This window comes from Rubellimicrobium aerolatum (assembly GCF_017872975.1).
Taxonomy (GTDB): domain Bacteria; phylum Pseudomonadota; class Alphaproteobacteria; order Rhodobacterales; family Rhodobacteraceae; genus Rubellimicrobium; species Rubellimicrobium aerolatum.
Window position 1 is genome coordinate 19,962 of record NZ_JAGGJP010000017.1, and the last position, 16,039, is coordinate 36,000.

A 16,039-nucleotide genomic window follows, 5' to 3' on the forward strand; every position below is an offset into this window, starting at 1 on the left:
CGTCCATGTCCAAGGTCCGCCTGTTCCTAGACCATCCTCTTGCCGAAGGGCAGGGCGTCCCATTGGGGTCCGATCAGGCGCATTACCTGTTCGGGGTGATGCGGCTGGCGGTCGGCGCGCGGCTGGCGGTCTTCAATGGGCGCGACGGGGAGTGGGTGGCGGAGGTCGCGGAGGCGGGGAAGCGCGGCGGCATCCTGCGGGCGGTCGCGCAGGTGCGGGATCAGGAGATGCCGCCCGACCTGTGGCTGCTGTTCGCGCCGATCAAGAAGGCGCGGACGGACTTCATCGTGGAGAAGGCGGCCGAGATGGGATGCCGGCGCATCCTGCCGGTGCAGACGGAGTTCACCAACAGCGAGAGGGTCCGCGCCGACCGGCTGCGGGCGCACGCGGTGGAGGCGGCGGAGCAGTGCGGGGGCGTCTTCGTGTCGGAGGTGGCCGAGATGGCGCGGCTGGGCGACGTGCTGGCGGGATGGGACGGGGGGCGCACGCTCTGGTTCTGCGACGAGACGCTGGCGGGGGGCGTGGGGCCGGTGCCGGAGCGGACGGGGGGGCCTGGGGCGGTGCTGATCGGGCCGGAGGGTGGGTTCTCCGACGCGGAGCGGGCGCGGCTGCGGGGGTTGCCCTTCGCGCGGAGCGTGCGGCTGGGGCCGCGCATCCTGCGGGCGGACACGGCGGCGGTGGCGGCGCTGACGCTGTGGCAGGGGGTGGAGGGGGACTGGCGGTGAGCGGGCCGCTTCTCCGCCCGGAGGTCCGCGCGGCGCTGGCGCGCGGGCGGGAGGCGTTGGCGGGGGTAGCGGTGATGGCAGTGGCGGCGTGGCTGGGGGCGGCGAGCTTTGGCGTCACGCGGCTGGTGGCGGTCGCGCTGGGGCTGGCCGGGCTGGGACTGGTCTGGACGGGCGTGCAGCGGTGGCGGTTCCAGCGCGGCGAGGGCGGGCCGGGGGTCGTGCAGGTGGACGAGCGGCGGCTGGTCTACTGGGGGCCGCTGACGGGCGGGGTCGTGGACCTCGACGATCTGGCGCGGCTGGAGATCGATTCCGATCGGCGTCCGGCGCATTGGGTGCTGACGCTGCGACAGGGCGAGGCACTGGCGGTGCCGGTGACGGCGCGAGGGGCGGAGGGGCTGCTCGACCTGTTCGCGGCGCTGCCGGGGTTGCGGACCGAGGCGATGCTGGCGGCGCTGGCGCGCGAGGGCGGCGGCCGGGTGACGCTCTGGCAGGCGGGGAACGTGGTGCGGCTGACGCGGCGGGGGGAGGGGCGGCGGCTGAACTAGTGGCCGATGCGCTTGCGAAAGGCGGCCTGGGCGGGGACGGACAGGTTGCGGTAGACGGCTTCGAGGAGGTCCACGAGTTGCCTCTCGCGGTCCTTGTCGGGGCCGGTCGCGGGCAGGGCGGGTTCGAGGACGCGGAGGCGGGCGTTCGGGGGCTGGCCCTGCGCGTGGCGCAGGAACAGCTCGCGCAGGCGGCGGAGGTGCTTCTCCTGCCGGCGGGGGTCGGCGACGGGGGCGAACCAGGCGGAGAGCACCGCGTCGGATTTGCGGCCGTCGAGACGTTCGCTGGCGGCGAGGTAGGTGGCGGCGTCGAGGCCCCGGACTCCGGCCCAGCGGGCGAAGGCGTAGTGCCAGCCGCCATCGGCCTTGAGGGCGACCCAGGTGCGCGCATAGGCGAGGCGGCCCGCCAGCTCGGGCGAGCGGCGGAGTTCACGCTCGAAGGCGAGGATGGCCTCGCGCGCCTCGGCGAAGCTGGCGACCAGGGGGGGCGGGTCCGTCGTCATGCGGGCAGGGTTCCGGGTGGCGCGGGCCAAGTCAAGGCCGTCGCGATCCGTTTCCGTGAAGGCATGAAACGGATGGCGCGGCGATCGCGCGCCGGCCGCTCGCATTGACACCGGGGCCGTCGCGCGTCACCTCTCTGCCCGCACGCGATCGTGAGGCCTTCATGTCCATTCCCCAATCCGGCGGCGGCCCCATCGAGCACCCCCGGCAACTCGCCGAATATCTGGAGCAAGGCTGCAAGCCCGCCGAGGCGTGGCGGATCGGCACGGAGCACGAGAAGTTCGGGTTCCTGACCGACACGCTGGAGCCCTTGCCCTACGACGGGCCGCGGTCGGTGCGGGCGGTGCTGGACGGGCTGGCCGCGAAGGGATGGGAGCCGCTGCGCGAGGGCGAGGCGGTGATCGGGCTCAAGAAGGGCCGGGCCAACGTGTCGCTGGAGCCGGGCGGGCAACTGGAGTTGTCGGGCGCGCCGCTGGCGAGCGTCACGGAGACGGCGGCGGAGCTGGACTCGCATCTGGCCGAGGTTCGGGAGGTGGCGGAGCCGCTGGGCGTGGGGTTCCTGGGGATCGGAGCGGCCCCGGTCTGGACGCACGGGCAGATGCCGGTGATGCCGAAGGGGCGCTACAAGCTGATGACGGCCTACATGGGACGCGTCGGCACCCATGGCACGCAGATGATGTACCGGACCTGCACGGTGCAGGCGAACCTCGACTTCGGGTCCGAGGCGGACATGGTGAAGAAGCTGCGGGTCAGCCTCGCGCTCCAGCCGGTGGCGACGGCGCTGTTCGCGTCGTCTCCGTTCTTCGAGGGCCAGCCGAACGGGCATCGGAGCTGGCGGTCGCGCATCTGGCGGGGCCTGGACGACGCGCGGACGGGGATGCTGCCGTTCGCGTTTCAAGACGGTATGGGGTTCGAGCGGTATGTCGATTGGGTGCTCGATGTGCCGATGTACTTCGTCTATCGGGATGGGGCCTACATCGACGCGCTGGGGCAGTCGTTCCGCGACTTCCTGAAGGGGCGGCTGCCGGCGCTGCCGGGCGAGGTGCCGACGCTGTCGGACTGGGCGGACCACCTGACGACGGTGTTCCCCGAGGCGCGGGTGAAGCAGTTCATCGAGATGCGCGGGGCCGACATGGGCGACCGGGCGCACGTGCTGGCGCTGCCGGCGTTCTGGGCGGGGCTGCTGTATGACGGGACGGCGCTGGATGCGGCCTGGGATCTGGTGAAGGGGCTGGACGATGGCACGCGCGAGGGGCTGCGGGTCGCGGCGTCCGAGCGGGCGTTGCAGGGCGAGGCGGGGGGCGTGCGGCTCCTGGACCTGGCGCGCGCCGCGGTGGGGATCGCCGAGGGGGGGCTGAAGGCGCGGGCCCACGCGGGGATGCCGGACGAGCGGGCGTTTCTTGCGCCGTTGTGGGATCATGTCGGCGCGGGGCGGGTGGTCGCGGACGAGTTGCTGGACGCCTATGAGGGCGAATGGGGCGGGGACCTGTCGCGGGTCTATGGGGTCGGGCGGCTCTGACGGGCGCTTGACAGGTCGGGCGGCGGGGCGAACGCTTCGGCGGGTGGCCGGGATGGCCCGGGGGCAGGGGGTGGATGATGGCGGACGAGGCGGAGGCGCCGCGCGAGAAGCGGCCGCAGCGGGTCTTCACCCTGCTGGTCGAGGTCGGGCGCAAGCAGGGTGACGGGCTGCCGGACGGGGCCACGGGCGGGGCGCTGCTGTGCTACGCCTCGGGGATCGACGAGGCCGAGGCGGTGCGCGAGACGGTGGCGGTGCTGAAGGAGGCCGGGCTGTCGCCGCTGGACGTGTCGGGCTACGGCACGCTGGAGGAGCGGCTGGCCGAGGGGCACGACATCGACGCGGACGAGCGGGCACTGATGGACCGGGCACTGGCCGAGAACGCGGTGATCGTGGCGCAGATGACCCCGTTCTACGGCGAGGGCTGAGGCCCTTGCACGGGGGTCGCGCGGGGGCTTAGGTGCGCCCGCCGATGGAGGACCCCCCATGACCGATGCCCTGGCCCTTGCCGCTGACCTGATCCGCTGCCCGTCGGTGACGCCCGAAGAGGGCGGGGCGCTGGTGCTGCTGGAGCGGGTGCTTTCGGGCGCGGGGTTCGACTGCGTCCGGGTGGACCGGAACGGGACGCCGAACCTGTTCGCGCGGAAGGGGCCCAAGGGCGCGGCGCGGACGTTCGGGTTCAACGGGCATACGGACGTGGTGCCGCCGGGGGACGCGGGCCGCTGGAGCGTCGATCCGTTCTCGGGGGAGGTGCGGGACGGGATGCTCTGGGGGCGGGGCGCGGCGGACATGAAGTCGGGCGTGGCGGCCTTCGTGGCGGCGGCGGTCGCGGCGCGATTGCCCGACGATGGGGCGATCGTGCTGACGATCACCGGCGACGAGGAGGGGGACGCGACGGACGGGACCGTGGCGCTGCTCGACTGGATGGAGGCGGAGGGCGAGGCGATGACGGTCTGCCTCGTGGGGGAGCCGACCTCGGTCGAGGCGCTGGGCGATACGATGAAGATCGGGCGGCGGGGGTCGCTGACGGCCCATGTGACGGTGCGGGGCAAGCAGGGCCATTCGGCCTACCCGGAGCGGGCGCGGAACCCGGTCCCGGCGCTGGCGCGGCTGGTGGACCGGCTGTCGTCGCACCGGCTGGACGAGGGGACGGCGCATTTCGGACCGTCCACGCTGGCGGTGGTGACGATGGACACGGGGAACCCGGCGTCGAACGTCATTCCGGCCGAGACTCGGGCAACGCTGAACATCCGGTTCAATGATCTTCACAGCGGGGAATCGCTGGAGCGCTGGCTGCGCGAGGAGGCGAGCCGCGTGGCGGAGGAGTTCGAGGTGGGGGTGGACCTCGCGTGCCGCGTCTCGGGCGAGGCGTTCCTGACGCCGCCGGGGGCGTTGTCCGGGCTGGTCGGGCGGGCGGTGGAGGCGGAGACGGGGCTGCGGCCTACGCTGTCCACCACGGGGGGCACGTCGGACGCGCGCTTCGTGAGGCGGCATTGCCCGGTGGTGGAGCTGGGGCTCGTCGGGCCGACGATGCATCAGGTCGATGAGCGGGTGGAGGCGGCGCAGGTGGAGGGGCTGGCGCGCGTCTATGGGCGGGTGCTGGCGGAGTTCTTTGCGTGATCGCGGTCGGGCGGACGGAGGACCTGGACGCCTGCCTCGCGCTGCGGCGGGCGGTGTTCATCGAGGAGCAGGCGGTGCCGGAGGCGCTGGAGATCGACGGGCTGGATGCGGAGGCGGTGCATCTGCTGGCGACGGTGGACGGGCGGCCGGTGGGGACGGCGCGGCTGTTCGCCAAAGGGGACACGGGCAAGATCGGGCGGGTCTGCGTGCTGCGGGAGGCGCGGGGGCGCGGCATCGGCGCGGCGCTGATCCGCGCGGCGGTGGAGGAGCTGCGGGGGATGGGGCTCCGGCGCGCGAAGCTCGGTAGCCAGGTCCACGCGATCCCGTTCTACGAGGGGTTGGGCTTCGTGGCCGAGGGGCCGGTCTATGACGACGCGGGGATTCCGCATCGGGACATGGCGCGGGCGCTCTGAAACCTGCGTGACGCGGGGGCCGCGGCGCGCTAGCTGTGCGCGCATGGCAGAATTTCCCACCAAGGACGCGATCCTGCAATGGATCGAGGAGAACCCCGAAGCGACGAAGCGCGAGATCGCGAAGGCCTTCGGCATCCGGGGCGCGGCGAAGATCGACTTCAAGGCGCTGCTGGGCGAGATGGAGGAGGACGGCGACCTCCGCCCCCGCAAGCCCCGGCGCGAGCGGGACGAGGGCGGGATGCCGCCCGTCACGGTGATCGAGGTCACCGGGCCGGACGCAAGCGGCGACCTGCTGGCGCGGCCGGTGGACTGGCGCGGCGACGGCGAGCCGCCGGTGATCCGGGTGGAGTTGCGGCCGGGCGACGGGGACCTGGGGCCGCGCGACCGGCTGCTGGCCAAGATCGAGGCGACGCCGGGCGAGGACCAGCCCTATGCCGCCAAGCCGATCCGCCGCATCGCCGCCGCGCCGGCGCGGGTGCTGGGCATCTTCCGCAAGGACAGCCACGGCGGGCGCATCCTGCCCATCGAGAAGGGCGAGGCGCGGCAATGGATCGTGCCGCTGGGCAACGACAACGGCGCGCGCGACGGCGAGCTGGTCGAGGCCGAGCAGGTCGGCTCCAAGGGGCGGCTGGGCCTGCCCAAGGCGCGGGTGACGGAGCGGCTGGGCGATCCGGCGGGGCCGCGGGCGGTCAGCCTCATCGCCATCCAACAGCACGGCATCCCGGACGTGTTCCCGGACAGGGTGCTGGAGGAGGCCGAGTCGATGGCCCCGGCGGGGCTGGAGGACGGGCGGGAGGACCTGCGGGACATCCCCCTTCTCACCATCGACCCGGAGGACGCGCGCGACCGCGACGACGCCGTGCTGGCGATCCCCGACGACACGCCGGGCAACGAGGGTGGCTTCGTCCTTTGGGTCGCCATCGCGGACGTGTCCCATTACGTGCGCCCGCAAAGCGCGCTGGACACCGAGGCGCGGCTGCGGGGGAACTCCACCTACTTCCCCGACCGGGTGGTTCCGATGCTGCCGGACCGGCTGTCGGGGGACCTGTGCTCGCTCCACGAGGACGTGGACCGGGCGGTGATCGCGGTGCGGATGCGGATCGACCGGGAGGGGCGCAAGCTCGACCACGCCTTCACGCGGGGGCTGATGCGGTCGCGCGCCTCGCTCGAATACGGGCGGGTGCAGGCGGCCATCGACGGGCGGCCGGATGAGGTGACCGAGCCGCTGCTGGAGACGGTGCTGAAGCCGCTTTACGGGGCCTATGCGGCGCTGCGGCGGGCGCGGGAGGCGCGGGCGCCGCTGGATCTCGACCTGCCGGAGCGGCGGATCGAGCTGGACGAGGGCGGCAAGGTGGTGTCGGTCGCGTTCAAGGACCGGCTCGACGCGCACCGGCTGATCGAGGAGTTCATGGTGCTGGCGAACGTCGCTGCCGCCGAGACGCTGATCGCCAAGCGGACGCCGCTGCTGTTCCGCGTCCACGAGGAGCCCGAGCCGCTGAAGCTGGAGGCGCTGCGCGAGACGGCGGAGGCCTCGGGGCTGACGCTGGCGAAGGGGCAGGTGCTCCAGACGCGGCACCTGAACCGGCTGCTGGCGCAGGCGGCGGGGACGGACCAAGCGGAGCTCATCAACATGGCGACGCTGCGGTCGCTGCCGCAGGCCTATTACGCCGCGACGAACTTTGGGCATTTCGGGCTGGCGCTGCGGAACTACGCGCATTTCACCTCGCCGATCCGGCGCTATGCCGACCTGATCGTGCATCGGGCGCTGATCGCGGCGCACAGGTGGGGGCCCGATCCAAAGATTGACGGGCTGTCCGAGGCCGACATCGACCGGCTGGACGAGACGGGAGAGGTCATCTCGACCGCCGAGCGGCGGTCGATGATGGCGGAGCGGGACACGCAGGACCGCTATCTCGCCGCGTTCCTAGCGGATCGCGTGGGGATGGAGATTGGGGGCCGCATCTCGGGCGTCGCGCGGTTCGGGCTGTTCGTGAAGCTGGACGGGTCGGGGGCGGACGGGCTGGTGCCGGTGCGGACGCTGGGGGAGGAGTACTTCCACTTCGACGCGCATGACCAGACGCTGACCGGGGGCAACTCGGGCGTGGTCTTCGCGGTGGGGAGCCGGGTGACGGTCAAGCTCGCCGAGGTGACGCCGGAGACGGGCGGGATCGTGCTGGAGTTGCTGACGCTGGAGGACCACCCGATGCCGCGTGCGCGCCGCAGCGGCAAGCGGGGCGCGCCGCCGCGCCGGAAGCTGGGGCAGGAGAAGGCACGGGCGGCGAAGGAACGGCAGGTGAGCCGGCGGCGGAAGTAGGGGCGGAAATCGGCCGAGGTCGGGTCCGACTCAGCTTCCGCGCGAGCGGCGGGGCGGCTAGCCTGTCCGCCAACAACAAGCGGCAGAGGCGGAGCGGCATGGCACGGGGTTGGATGCGGATTCTTCTGGCGGGAGCGGCGGCGCTGGCGCTGGCGTCCTGCGGCGGGGGGATGATGCGAGGGGGACGGGCGATGCCGCAGGCGGACGCGAACGAATGGGCGAGCGTGCCGAACCCGGCGTATGATGTCTGGGTGGCGAGCTTCCTGCCGCGCGCGCGGGGCGCGGGCATCCCCGAGGCCACGTTGCAGGCGGCCTTCTCGCAGGGGGGGTTCATCCCCGCCGTGATCGAGCGGGACCGCAACCAGGCCGAGTTCTCGCGCACGTTGCAGGACTACCTGCTGAGCGCGGTGTCGGACAGCCGGGTGGAGAATGGGCGGGCGGCGCTGGCGCGGCACGCCGACACGCTGGCCCGGATCGAGGCGACCTATGGCGTGGACCGCGAGGTGGTGGTGGCGATCTGGGGGATGGAGTCCTCCTACGGGACGCGCAAGGGCGACGTGCCGGTGGTCCCGGCGCTCTCCACGCTCGCCTTCGAGGGGCGGCGGGCGCAGTTCTTCGAGGGGCAGCTTCTCGCCGCGCTCCGCATCCTTGCCGCCGGGGACACGAGCCCGCAGGCGATGAAGGGGTCCTGGGCCGGGGCGATGGGGCACACGCAGTTCATCCCCACGTCCTTCGAATCGCTCGCGGTGGATTTCACCGGCGACGGGCGGCGCGACATCTGGGGCGAGGACCCGTCGGACGCGCTGGCCTCGACGGCCAACTACCTCGCGCGGTCGGGCTGGCGGCGGGGGGAAAGCTGGGGGAGCCTCGCGTCCGAGGGTTCAGGCGGGCGGGTGATCCAGCCCGAGGGGGCGCCGGCGTTCCGGGTTTACGGCAACTTCGACGCCATCAAGCGCTACAACAACTCGGACGCCTACGCGATCGCGGTGGGGCACCTTGCCGACCGCCTGCGGGGCGGGGCGCCGCTGGCGGGGATCTTCTCCTCGGAGCGGCCCTTGTCGTTGCCCGAGCGGGTGGAGTTGCAGGAGCGGCTGACGGGGCTGGGATTCGACACCGGCGGGACGGATGGAGCCATCGGGCCGCGCACGATCCAGGCGATCCGGGGGTTCCAGGTGTCGCGCGGGCTGCCGCAGACTGGACTCGCGGAGCCGTCGGTGCTGGCGGCGCTGCGATAGAGGACCGCCCTACAGTTCCAGCTGGCTGGAGCTTCAGGTGGCGAGGAAGGCGAGAGCGGCGCGGTAGGCGTCTCGCTTGAAGGGGACGATGTGCTCGGCCAGCCGGGTGGGGTCGTCCCAGCGCCAGTCGGCGAACTCGGGATGCGCGGTGGCGACGCCGACCTGGGCGTCGGTGCCGAGGTAGCGCATCCGGACCCAGGTGATCGCCTGGCCCCGGTAGCGGCCCTTCCAGTGGGCGGGGCGCTGGGGTTCGGGGATGTCGTAGGCGGTGGGCGCGGGAGCGACGGCCTCGACCGCCACGAGCGCGGCGGGGATGCCGGTCTCCTCCTCCAGTTCGCGCAGGGCGGCTGTGGTCAGGTCCTCGCCCGCGTCCACGCCGCCCTGGGGCATCTGCCACGCGGCGGGGTCGTCCGGGGACAAGTCCTTGCGGCGGCCGGCGAAGACCCGGCCCCCGCCATCCGTCAGGATGATGCCCACGCAGGGGCGGTAGCCGTCGGGGGTCACGGCTCGGCGGTCTCCGGGGCCTCCGTTTGCGCCTGGGCGGCTTGCACGGTGGCGGGAGCGGAGGGGCCGAGCGCCGAGAGGCCCTTCAGGATGTCGATGGCGTAGGCGAGCTGGTAATCCTCCTCGCGGAGCTGGGCCGCCGCCTCGGCGCGGGCCTGCTCCTCCTCGATCTGCGAGCGCTCCTCGTCGGAGAGGGAGTCGTTGTTCAGCGCGCCGCGCAGGTCGCCCTCGTGGATCTCGCGCGGGGTCGTGGTCTCCTCCACCTCGTCGGCGGCGGTCGCGGCGGCGTCGGCGGCCGGGGGCTGCGCCACGACGATGTCGGGCGAGATGCCGAGCGCCTGGATCGACCGGCCGGACGGCGTGTAGTAGCGGGCGGTGGTCAGGCGCATGGCGCCGTCCTCGGCCAGCGGCATGACGGTCTGGACCGAGCCCTTGCCGAAGCTTTGCGTGCCCACGACGACCGCGCGGCGGTGGTCCTGGAGCGCGCCCGCCACGATCTCGGAGGCCGAGGCCGAGCCGCCGTTGATGAGGACGACCATCGGCTTGCTTTCGGCGAGGTCGCCGGGGGTGGCGTTGTAGCGGTCGCCGTCCTCGGCGTGGCGGCCGCGGGTGGACACGATCTCGCCCGCGTCGAGGAAGGCGTCGGCGACGTAGATCGCCTGGTCCAGAAGCCCGCCGGGGTTGTTGCGGAGGTCGAGCACGATGCCGTTCACGGCGTCCATGCCGCCCGCCGCCTCGACCTGGGCGCTCAGGCCCTGGCTCAGGTCGGGGAAAGTCTGGTCGTTGAAGGTGGTGACGCGCAGCACGACGGTTTCGCCCTCGGTGCGGGCGCGGACGGCCTGGAGCTTGATGGTGTCACGAACGATGGACACGTCGAAGGGCTGCTCCTGCCCCTCGCGGACGATGGTGAGGGTGATCTCGGAGCCCACGGGGCCGCGCATCATCTCCACCGCCTCGTCGAGCGACAGGCCCATGAGGCTTTGGCCGTCCACGGCGGTGATGAAGTCGCCGGTCACCAGCCCGGCGAGGGCGGCGGGCGTGCCGTCCATGGGCGAGACGACCTTGACCCAGCCCTCCTCCTGCGTGACCTCGATGCCGAGGCCCCCGAACTCGCCCCGCGTCTGGACGCGCATCTTCTCGGCGTCGTCGGGGGACAGGTAGCTCGAATGGGGGTCGAGCGAGGTGAGCATCCCGTTGATGGCGGCCTCGATGAGCTGCTGCTCGTCCACCTCCTCGACGTAGTCGGCGCGGATGCGCTCGAAGATGTCGCCGAAGAGGTCGAGCTGCTGGTAGATGCTGCGGTCGCTGCCCCCGGTCTCCTGCGCGAGGAGCGGGCCGGCCACCTGCGTGGTGACCACGAGGCCCAGGGCGGCCCCCCCCACGGCAGCGATCGCCACTTTCTTCATAGATGCCTCTCAGTCGAGCCGGAACCAGGTGCCGGGGTCCACGGGACCGTCGGCGTTTCGGACCTCAAGGTAAAGGGATTCCGTCCGGGCACTACCCCCCACGGGAACCTGCCCGGTCAACATCGCGTCAGCGTCCGGCGTCTCGCCGCCCATCATGCCCAGGGGCGTGCCCTCGGGCAGGATCTCGCCCGCGTCGCCGAAGACCTGCGCGAGGCCGGCGAGGACGAAGAGCGTGCCCGGCGCGGGTTCGAGGATCGCCACGGTGCCGTAGTCGAGGAGCGGGCCCCGGAAGCGCAGGGTGGCGGTGACAGGCATGGTGACGAGGGCGCGCGGCTCGGCGGAAAGGACGAGGCCGGGGCGGGCGACGCCGGCCGGGTCGGGCTCGCCAGGGCGGCGCAGGATGGTGCCCTCGACGGGGAGGGGGAGCGTGCCGGCCCGCGCGGTCGCGGTGTCGGGGGGCGTCGCGAGGCGCTGGTCCACCGTCTGCCCGAGGCCCGCCGCGAAGGCGTCCAGCGTCTCGGTCGAGGCCATGAGGAGGGCGGTCGCCACCGGGTCCTCGGTGAAGGCGCGGGGCAGGTCGGTGCGGTCGGCGGCGGCGGCGGCGAGGTCGGCCCGCGCCGTCTGCACGCTGAGGAGGCCGTCGCGGAGGGTCTGCTCGGCCTCGGCCTGGGTTTGCTCGATGGCGGAGAGGGTTTCGAGCTCGGCCCGCAGTCCTTCCGCGCGGGCCTGGAGCGCGGGGGCCACGTCGGCGAGGAGCATCCCGGCCCGCGCGGTGTCCAGCGCGCCGGAAGGGTGGAGCATCAGCACCGGCTCGGGCGTCTCGCCCATCGACTGGAGGGCGGCGAGGAGGCCCGCGATCTCGGCCCGGCGGGCGTCGAGGTCGGCCTGGAGGCGGGCCTTGTCCTCGGCCACGCGGCGGAGCGTGTCGCGCATGAGGCCGAGCCCGTCCTCGTAGGCGCGGACCGTCTGGGTGAGGGCGGCGAGGCGGTCGCGCGATCCTTCGGCTGCATCGAGCAGTTGCGCCGCCTCGCGCAGGCGCCGGGCGGCCCGTGCGGCGCCCTCGGCAGTGGTCCCGTCCTGCGCGAGGGCCGGGAGGGCCAGCGCCACGAAGAGGAGGGCGAGCGCCCGCCTCATTTCTGGATGAGGCTCCGGCCGGTCATCTCGGGCGGCAGCGGCAGGCCCATGAGGTCGAGCACGGTGGGCGCGAGGTCGGCGAGGCGGCCGTCGCGCAGCGTGACGTTCGCGGGGCCGCCGAGGAGGATCACCGGGACGGGGTTGGTGGTGTGGGCGGTGTGGGGGCCGCCGGTCTCCGGGTCCACCATCAGCTCGCAGTTGCCGTGGTCGGCGGTGAGGATCATGGCGCCCCCTGCTGCTTCCAGCGCCGCGACGACGCGGGACAGGCCCTGGTCCACCGCCTCGCAGGCCTTGATCGCGGCCGACAGGTCGCCGGTGTGGCCCACCATGTCGGGGTTGGCGTAGTTGGTCACGATCAGGTCGTAGCCCGCCTCGATGGCCCGGACGAAGTGATCGGTGACCTCCTCCGCCGACATCTCGGGCTGAAGGTCGTAGGTCGCGACCTTGGGCGAGGGGGCCATGGTGCGGTCCTCGCCGGGGTAGGGGGTCTCGATGCCGCCGTTCAGGAAGAAGGTGACGTGCGGGTATTTCTCCGTCTCGGCGAGGCGGAACTGGCGCAGGCCATGGGCGGCGACCCATTCGCCGAGCGTGTTGCGGATGTCGCGTCGGGGGAAGACCTGGGAATACCAGGCGTCGTGGCGGTCGGAGTAGGTGACCATGCCGAGCCGGGCGGCGAGGACGGGCGCGGGGCCCCGGTCCCAGCCGGCGAAGTCCGGGTCGGCGATGGCGGCCAGGATCTCTCGCGCGCGGTCGGCGCGGAAGTTGAGGCAGAAGAGGCCGTCCTGGGGTTTCAGGCCGTCATGGCCGTCGAGCACGGTGGCCTCGATGAACTCGTCGGTCTGGCCGCGTTCGGTGGCGAGTTGGACGGCGGTGGCGGCGTCGCGGGCACGTTGGCCCTTGGCCTCGACGATGGCGTCGTAGGCGGTCCTGACCCGCTCCCACCGGTTGTCGCGGTCCATGGCGTAGTAGCGGCCGATCACGGTGGCGATGCGCGCCCCTTGGGGAAGGCCGGCGTGAAGCTGGGCGATGAACCCGGCGGCGGAGGTCGGGGGCACGTCGCGGCCGTCGGTGATGGCGTGGATGGCGACGGGCACGCCGGCTTCGGTGATGGTGCGGGCGGCGGTCAGCATGTGGGCGATGTGGCCGTGGACGCCGCCGTCCGAGACTACGCCGAGGAGGTGGGCGGTGCCGCCCGAGGCTTGGAGGGTCGCGATGAAGTCCTGGATCGCCGCGTTGGCGAAGGTGCCCTCCTCGATGGCGAGGTCGATCTGGCCGAGGTCCATCGCCACCACGCGGCCCGCGCCGATGTTGGTGTGCCCGACCTCGGAATTGCCCATCTGCCCGCGCGGGAGGCCGGCGTCGGGGCCATGGGTGACGAGTTGGGCGTGGGGGCAGGTCTGCACGAGCCGGTCGAAGGTCGGCGTCTGCGCGAGCCTGGGGGCGTTGGCGAAGGGATCGTCGCGCAGGCCCCAGCCGTCGAGGATGCAAAGGACGACGGGCTTGGGCATGGCGGCCTCCTGGGGTTGGGCGGGGCCGTTCTAGACGAGCGGGGCGCGGAGGGGAACCGGGGAGGAAGGGGCTCCGCCCCTCGCGCTGCGCGCTCACCCCGGCGTATTGGGGCCAAGTTGATGGGCACAGGTGCTTGGGAGCGGGGAACGGCATGGCGACGCGCAGGGAGACGGTGGAGGCGATCCTCGACGCGCTTGGGGGCGCGGGCGAGGTCACGGCGCGGAAGATGTTCGGGGAGTATGCGCTCTATCTGCGGGGCAAGGTGGTGGCGCTGGTCTGCGACGACACGCTGTTCGTGAAGCCCACGCCCGAGGGGCGGGCCGTCGAACCGGGGTTGGAGGAAGGGCGGCCCTATCCCGACGCCAAGCCGCATCTCGTGGTGCCCGGCGAGATGTGGGACGAGGGGGACCGGCTGGCCGGGCTCCTGCGCGCCACCGAGGCGGCGCTGCCCAAGCCCACGCCGCGTAGGCGGAGTTGACGGTCACGCCCGATGATAGGGCGTCCCGGCGAGGATGGTCGCGGCGCGGTAGAGCTGCTCGGCCAGCATGACGCGGACGAGCATGTGGGGCCAGACCATGCGCCCGAAGGACAGGAGGAGGTCGGCGCGCGCCGTCACCGACGGGTCGATTCCGTCCGCGCCGCCGATCACGAAGACGGCGTCGCGCCGCTCGTCCTTCCAGCGGTCGAGCCGGGCGGCGAAATCGGGGGAGGTCGGCGTCTCGCCCCGTTCGTCCAGGCAGCAGAGCCAGGCGTCCTTGGGGATGCGCGCCGACAGGAGCGCCCCTTCGGCGGCCATTCCGGCACCGGGCTTGGCCTCGACCTCCACCACCGAGGCCGGGCCGAGGCCCAGCGCCCGGCCCGAGCGGTCGAAGCGAAGGAGGAAGTCGTCGGTCAGGTCCTTCTCGGGGCCGGCCCGGAGGCGGCCCACGGCCAGGATCGTCACCCGCAACGGGTCAGCCCGCGGCGGCGGATCGGGTCGTGGCCCCGGAGGGCATCCACATCTTTTCCAGCTGGTAGAAGTCGCGCACCTCGGGCCGGAAGACGTGGACGATCACGTCGCCCGTGTCGATCAGGACCCAGTCGGCGGTCTCCTTGCCCTCGATCTTGGAGAGGAGGCCGTGCTCCTGCTTGAGCCGGTCGGCGAGCTTTTCGGCGATGGCGGCGACCTGGCGGGTGGAGCGGCCGGAGGCGATCACCATGAAGTCGCCCATCTCGGAGCGGCCGCGCAGGTCGATGGTCACAATCTCCTCGGCCTTGTCGTCGTCGAGGGAGTCGAGGACGACCTTGAGGAGCTCCTCGCTGGTCATCTGGGGACCGGGCGTCCGCCCGGGGGTTGCGGCGGGAGCCGCGTGGGTGTCGGGTGACAGGGAGTCATCCTCCGTATGGCGCGCCGAAGGCCCCGGCGCCGGGCTTGACCCAGAGATAGCATTTCAGGGCCGTTCCCTCAAGGAAGCGGTCCCGCGAATGTGAGCGCGAGCGCGAGCGCGCTGATGGCGGCGAGCCAGGCCCCGGCGACGCGGAGGGCGAGCCGGACGGGGCCGGGCCAGCGGGCGAGCGTCCAGCGGATCGCGAGGGGCAGCGCGAGGAGGAGGGCGGCAGCCAGGGCAAGGGCGAGGAGGGCCGGGGGCTCCATGGCGCGCCAGCCCGCCCCGTAGGTCGCCGCCGCCCCGGCGAGGAGCGCCGTCGCCAGCGCCAGGACGCCGTGGCCCCTTCGCGCGAGCGGCAGGCCCGAGGCGGCGAGGAGGGCGCAGGCGAGGCCGCCGCCCAAGGCGAGGAGGTCGGCGTTGAGGCCGAGGAGCGGCGCTGCGGCAAGGCCCAGCGGGACCGCGAGGGCCGCGCTGGGCAGGAGCCGCGCGCGCCCGGCCACGGCCACCATCAGGCCCGCCGAGAGGAGCGGCAGCACGAGGACGCCGGGGAGGAACAGGAGCCCTTCGACGAAGGTCTGCGGCAGGTCGTGCGCCCGGGCCGGTCCCGCCAGGAGAAGGAGCGGCGCGGCCCGGGCCAGCCGCCTCACGCGATTCCGGCCAGGAAGGCGCCCCCAGTCAGCGCGATGGCCGCGCCCAGGGCTCGCAGCAGCGGGCGGCCACGCCGCAGGGTCGCCTCGCCCACGGCGATGCCGGCGAGGTGGAGGAAGCCCGTCGCGATCACGAAGCCCGCGGCATAGGCCAGCGGGTTCGCAGCGGCGGGCAGCTCGGCCCCGTGGGCATGGCCGTGGAACAGCGCAAAGGCCGCGACCAGCGCGCCGGCCGCCGCCAGCGGCAGCCGCACCGCGAAGGCGACGAGGAGCCCTAGCGCCACGCCCGAGAGGGCTATGGCCGTCTCCACCCCCGGCAGGGGCACGCCGGCGATGCCCAGCACGCCACCGAACGCCATCACCAGCGGGAAGGCCACCGGCAGCGCCCAGAGCGCGGGACGGCCCAGGATCGAGCCCCAGAGCCCCACGGCCACCATCGCCACCACGTGGTCGAGGCCGAGGATCGGGTGCGACAGCCCGCTGATGAGCCCGCCGGCCGTCCCGGTGTGGGCCAACGCCGCGCCGGGCAGAAGAAGGAGCGCGAGGGTCAGGGCGGTCGTGCGCCGCATGGGAAAGCCTCCGGTTCGACTCTGGCGACTCTGGCGG

At 73.2% G+C, this 16,039-nt stretch carries 18 protein-coding genes; 9 read left to right on the top strand and 9 right to left on the bottom strand.

The genetic code is table 11. The features are described from left to right. Positions 1 to 5 precede the first annotated feature (5 nt). Positions 6 to 725, top strand: a complete 720-nt coding sequence (locus J2Z33_RS15135; RefSeq protein WP_209842576.1) for a 16S rRNA (uracil(1498)-N(3))-methyltransferase — start codon at positions 6 to 8, stop codon at positions 723 to 725. Next, complete coding sequence (locus tag J2Z33_RS15140) at positions 722 to 1,270, top strand: hypothetical protein (protein WP_209842578.1); 549 nt, start codon at positions 722 to 724, stop codon at positions 1,268 to 1,270. The genes J2Z33_RS15135 and J2Z33_RS15140 overlap by 4 nt, the downstream gene beginning before the upstream one ends. Here J2Z33_RS15140 and J2Z33_RS15145 read toward each other — a convergent pair. Next, positions 1,267 to 1,770: a hypothetical protein gene (locus tag J2Z33_RS15145; protein WP_209842580.1), complete on the bottom strand. Its 504-nt coding sequence runs from the start codon at positions 1,768 to 1,770 to the stop codon at positions 1,267 to 1,269. The two genes, J2Z33_RS15140 and J2Z33_RS15145, sit on opposite strands and share 4 nt — an antisense overlap. A gap of 161 nt (positions 1,771 to 1,931) precedes the next feature. Here J2Z33_RS15145 and J2Z33_RS15150 point away from each other — a divergent pair, with 161 nt between their 5' ends. The 6 genes from J2Z33_RS15150 to J2Z33_RS15175 all read left to right on the top strand — a co-directional run bounded on the left by J2Z33_RS15150 (position 1,932) and on the right by J2Z33_RS15175 (position 8,866). Further along, on the top strand, positions 1,932 to 3,287 hold the full coding sequence (locus J2Z33_RS15150; protein WP_209842582.1) for a glutamate--cysteine ligase: 1,356 nt from the start codon (positions 1,932 to 1,934) through the stop codon (positions 3,285 to 3,287). Positions 3,288 to 3,364: 77 nt separating this feature from the next. After that, positions 3,365 to 3,712, top strand: a complete 348-nt coding sequence (locus J2Z33_RS15155) for a hypothetical protein (RefSeq protein ID WP_209842584.1) — start codon at positions 3,365 to 3,367, stop codon at positions 3,710 to 3,712. Between the two features lie 58 nt (positions 3,713 to 3,770). Further along, the gene (dapE, locus tag J2Z33_RS15160) at positions 3,771 to 4,904 is read left to right on the top strand and encodes a succinyl-diaminopimelate desuccinylase (protein ID WP_209842587.1); all 1,134 of its coding nucleotides are present in this window, start codon (positions 3,771 to 3,773) and stop codon (positions 4,902 to 4,904) included. Then, entirely contained in the window at positions 4,904 to 5,317 is a 414-nt protein-coding gene (locus J2Z33_RS15165) for a GNAT family N-acetyltransferase (RefSeq protein ID WP_209842659.1), read from the top strand. Before dapE ends, J2Z33_RS15165 begins: the two co-directional genes overlap by 1 nt. A 43-nt stretch (positions 5,318 to 5,360) precedes the next feature. Then, positions 5,361 to 7,631, top strand: a complete 2,271-nt coding sequence (gene rnr / locus J2Z33_RS15170; protein ID WP_209842589.1) for a ribonuclease R — start codon at positions 5,361 to 5,363, stop codon at positions 7,629 to 7,631. Positions 7,632 to 7,744: 113 nt separating this feature from the next. Continuing rightward, the gene (locus tag J2Z33_RS15175) at positions 7,745 to 8,866 is read left to right on the top strand and encodes a lytic murein transglycosylase (RefSeq protein WP_209842591.1); all 1,122 of its coding nucleotides are present in this window, start codon (positions 7,745 to 7,747) and stop codon (positions 8,864 to 8,866) included. A 33-nt stretch (positions 8,867 to 8,899) separates the two neighbouring features. On the opposite strand, the gene J2Z33_RS15180 is transcribed toward J2Z33_RS15175, so the two are convergent. From J2Z33_RS15180 to gpmI, 4 genes are read right to left on the bottom strand one after another with little or no spacing between them, the layout of a single operon-like run. After that, a complete protein-coding gene (locus tag J2Z33_RS15180; protein WP_209842593.1) occupies positions 8,900 to 9,370 on the bottom strand; it encodes an RNA pyrophosphohydrolase in 471 nt (156 codons plus the stop codon). Continuing rightward, positions 9,367 to 10,776 carry a S41 family peptidase gene (locus J2Z33_RS15185; RefSeq protein ID WP_209842595.1) on the bottom strand — a complete coding sequence of 470 codons (1,410 nt, stop codon included), beginning with the start codon at positions 10,774 to 10,776 and terminating at the stop codon, positions 9,367 to 9,369. Before J2Z33_RS15185 ends, J2Z33_RS15180 begins: the two co-directional genes overlap by 4 nt. A gap of 9 nt (positions 10,777 to 10,785) precedes the next feature. After that, a complete protein-coding gene (locus J2Z33_RS15190) occupies positions 10,786 to 11,910 on the bottom strand; it encodes a murein hydrolase activator EnvC family protein (RefSeq protein WP_209842597.1) in 1,125 nt (374 codons plus the stop codon). Then, on the bottom strand, positions 11,907 to 13,418 hold the full coding sequence (gpmI, locus tag J2Z33_RS15195; RefSeq protein WP_209842599.1) for a 2,3-bisphosphoglycerate-independent phosphoglycerate mutase: 1,512 nt from the start codon (positions 13,416 to 13,418) through the stop codon (positions 11,907 to 11,909). Before gpmI ends, J2Z33_RS15190 begins: the two co-directional genes overlap by 4 nt. Before the next feature lie 152 nt (positions 13,419 to 13,570). Here gpmI and J2Z33_RS15200 point away from each other — a divergent pair, with 152 nt between their 5' ends. Beyond that, entirely contained in the window at positions 13,571 to 13,897 is a 327-nt protein-coding gene (locus tag J2Z33_RS15200) for a TfoX/Sxy family protein (protein WP_209842601.1), read from the top strand. Positions 13,898 to 13,900: 3 nt separating this feature from the next. Here the strand turns inward: J2Z33_RS15200 and rlmH are convergent, their stop codons facing one another. The 4 genes from rlmH to J2Z33_RS15220 form a co-directional block, all read right to left on the bottom strand. Continuing rightward, positions 13,901 to 14,368, bottom strand: coding sequence for a 23S rRNA (pseudouridine(1915)-N(3))-methyltransferase RlmH (gene rlmH, locus J2Z33_RS15205; protein WP_209842603.1), 468 nt, complete (start codon positions 14,366 to 14,368; stop codon positions 13,901 to 13,903). A gap of 4 nt (positions 14,369 to 14,372) precedes the next feature. Next, on the bottom strand, positions 14,373 to 14,726 hold the full coding sequence (gene rsfS, locus J2Z33_RS15210; protein WP_209842605.1) for a ribosome silencing factor: 354 nt from the start codon (positions 14,724 to 14,726) through the stop codon (positions 14,373 to 14,375). A 137-nt stretch (positions 14,727 to 14,863) separates the two neighbouring features. Then, the gene (locus J2Z33_RS15215; protein ID WP_209842607.1) at positions 14,864 to 15,433 is read right to left on the bottom strand and encodes a hypothetical protein; all 570 of its coding nucleotides are present in this window, start codon (positions 15,431 to 15,433) and stop codon (positions 14,864 to 14,866) included. Further along, positions 15,430 to 16,002 (bottom strand): HupE/UreJ family protein, encoded by a 573-nt coding sequence (locus J2Z33_RS15220; RefSeq protein ID WP_209842609.1) that lies wholly within the window; start codon positions 16,000 to 16,002, stop codon positions 15,430 to 15,432. Before J2Z33_RS15220 ends, J2Z33_RS15215 begins: the two co-directional genes overlap by 4 nt. Between the last annotated feature and the right edge of the window lie 37 nt (positions 16,003 to 16,039).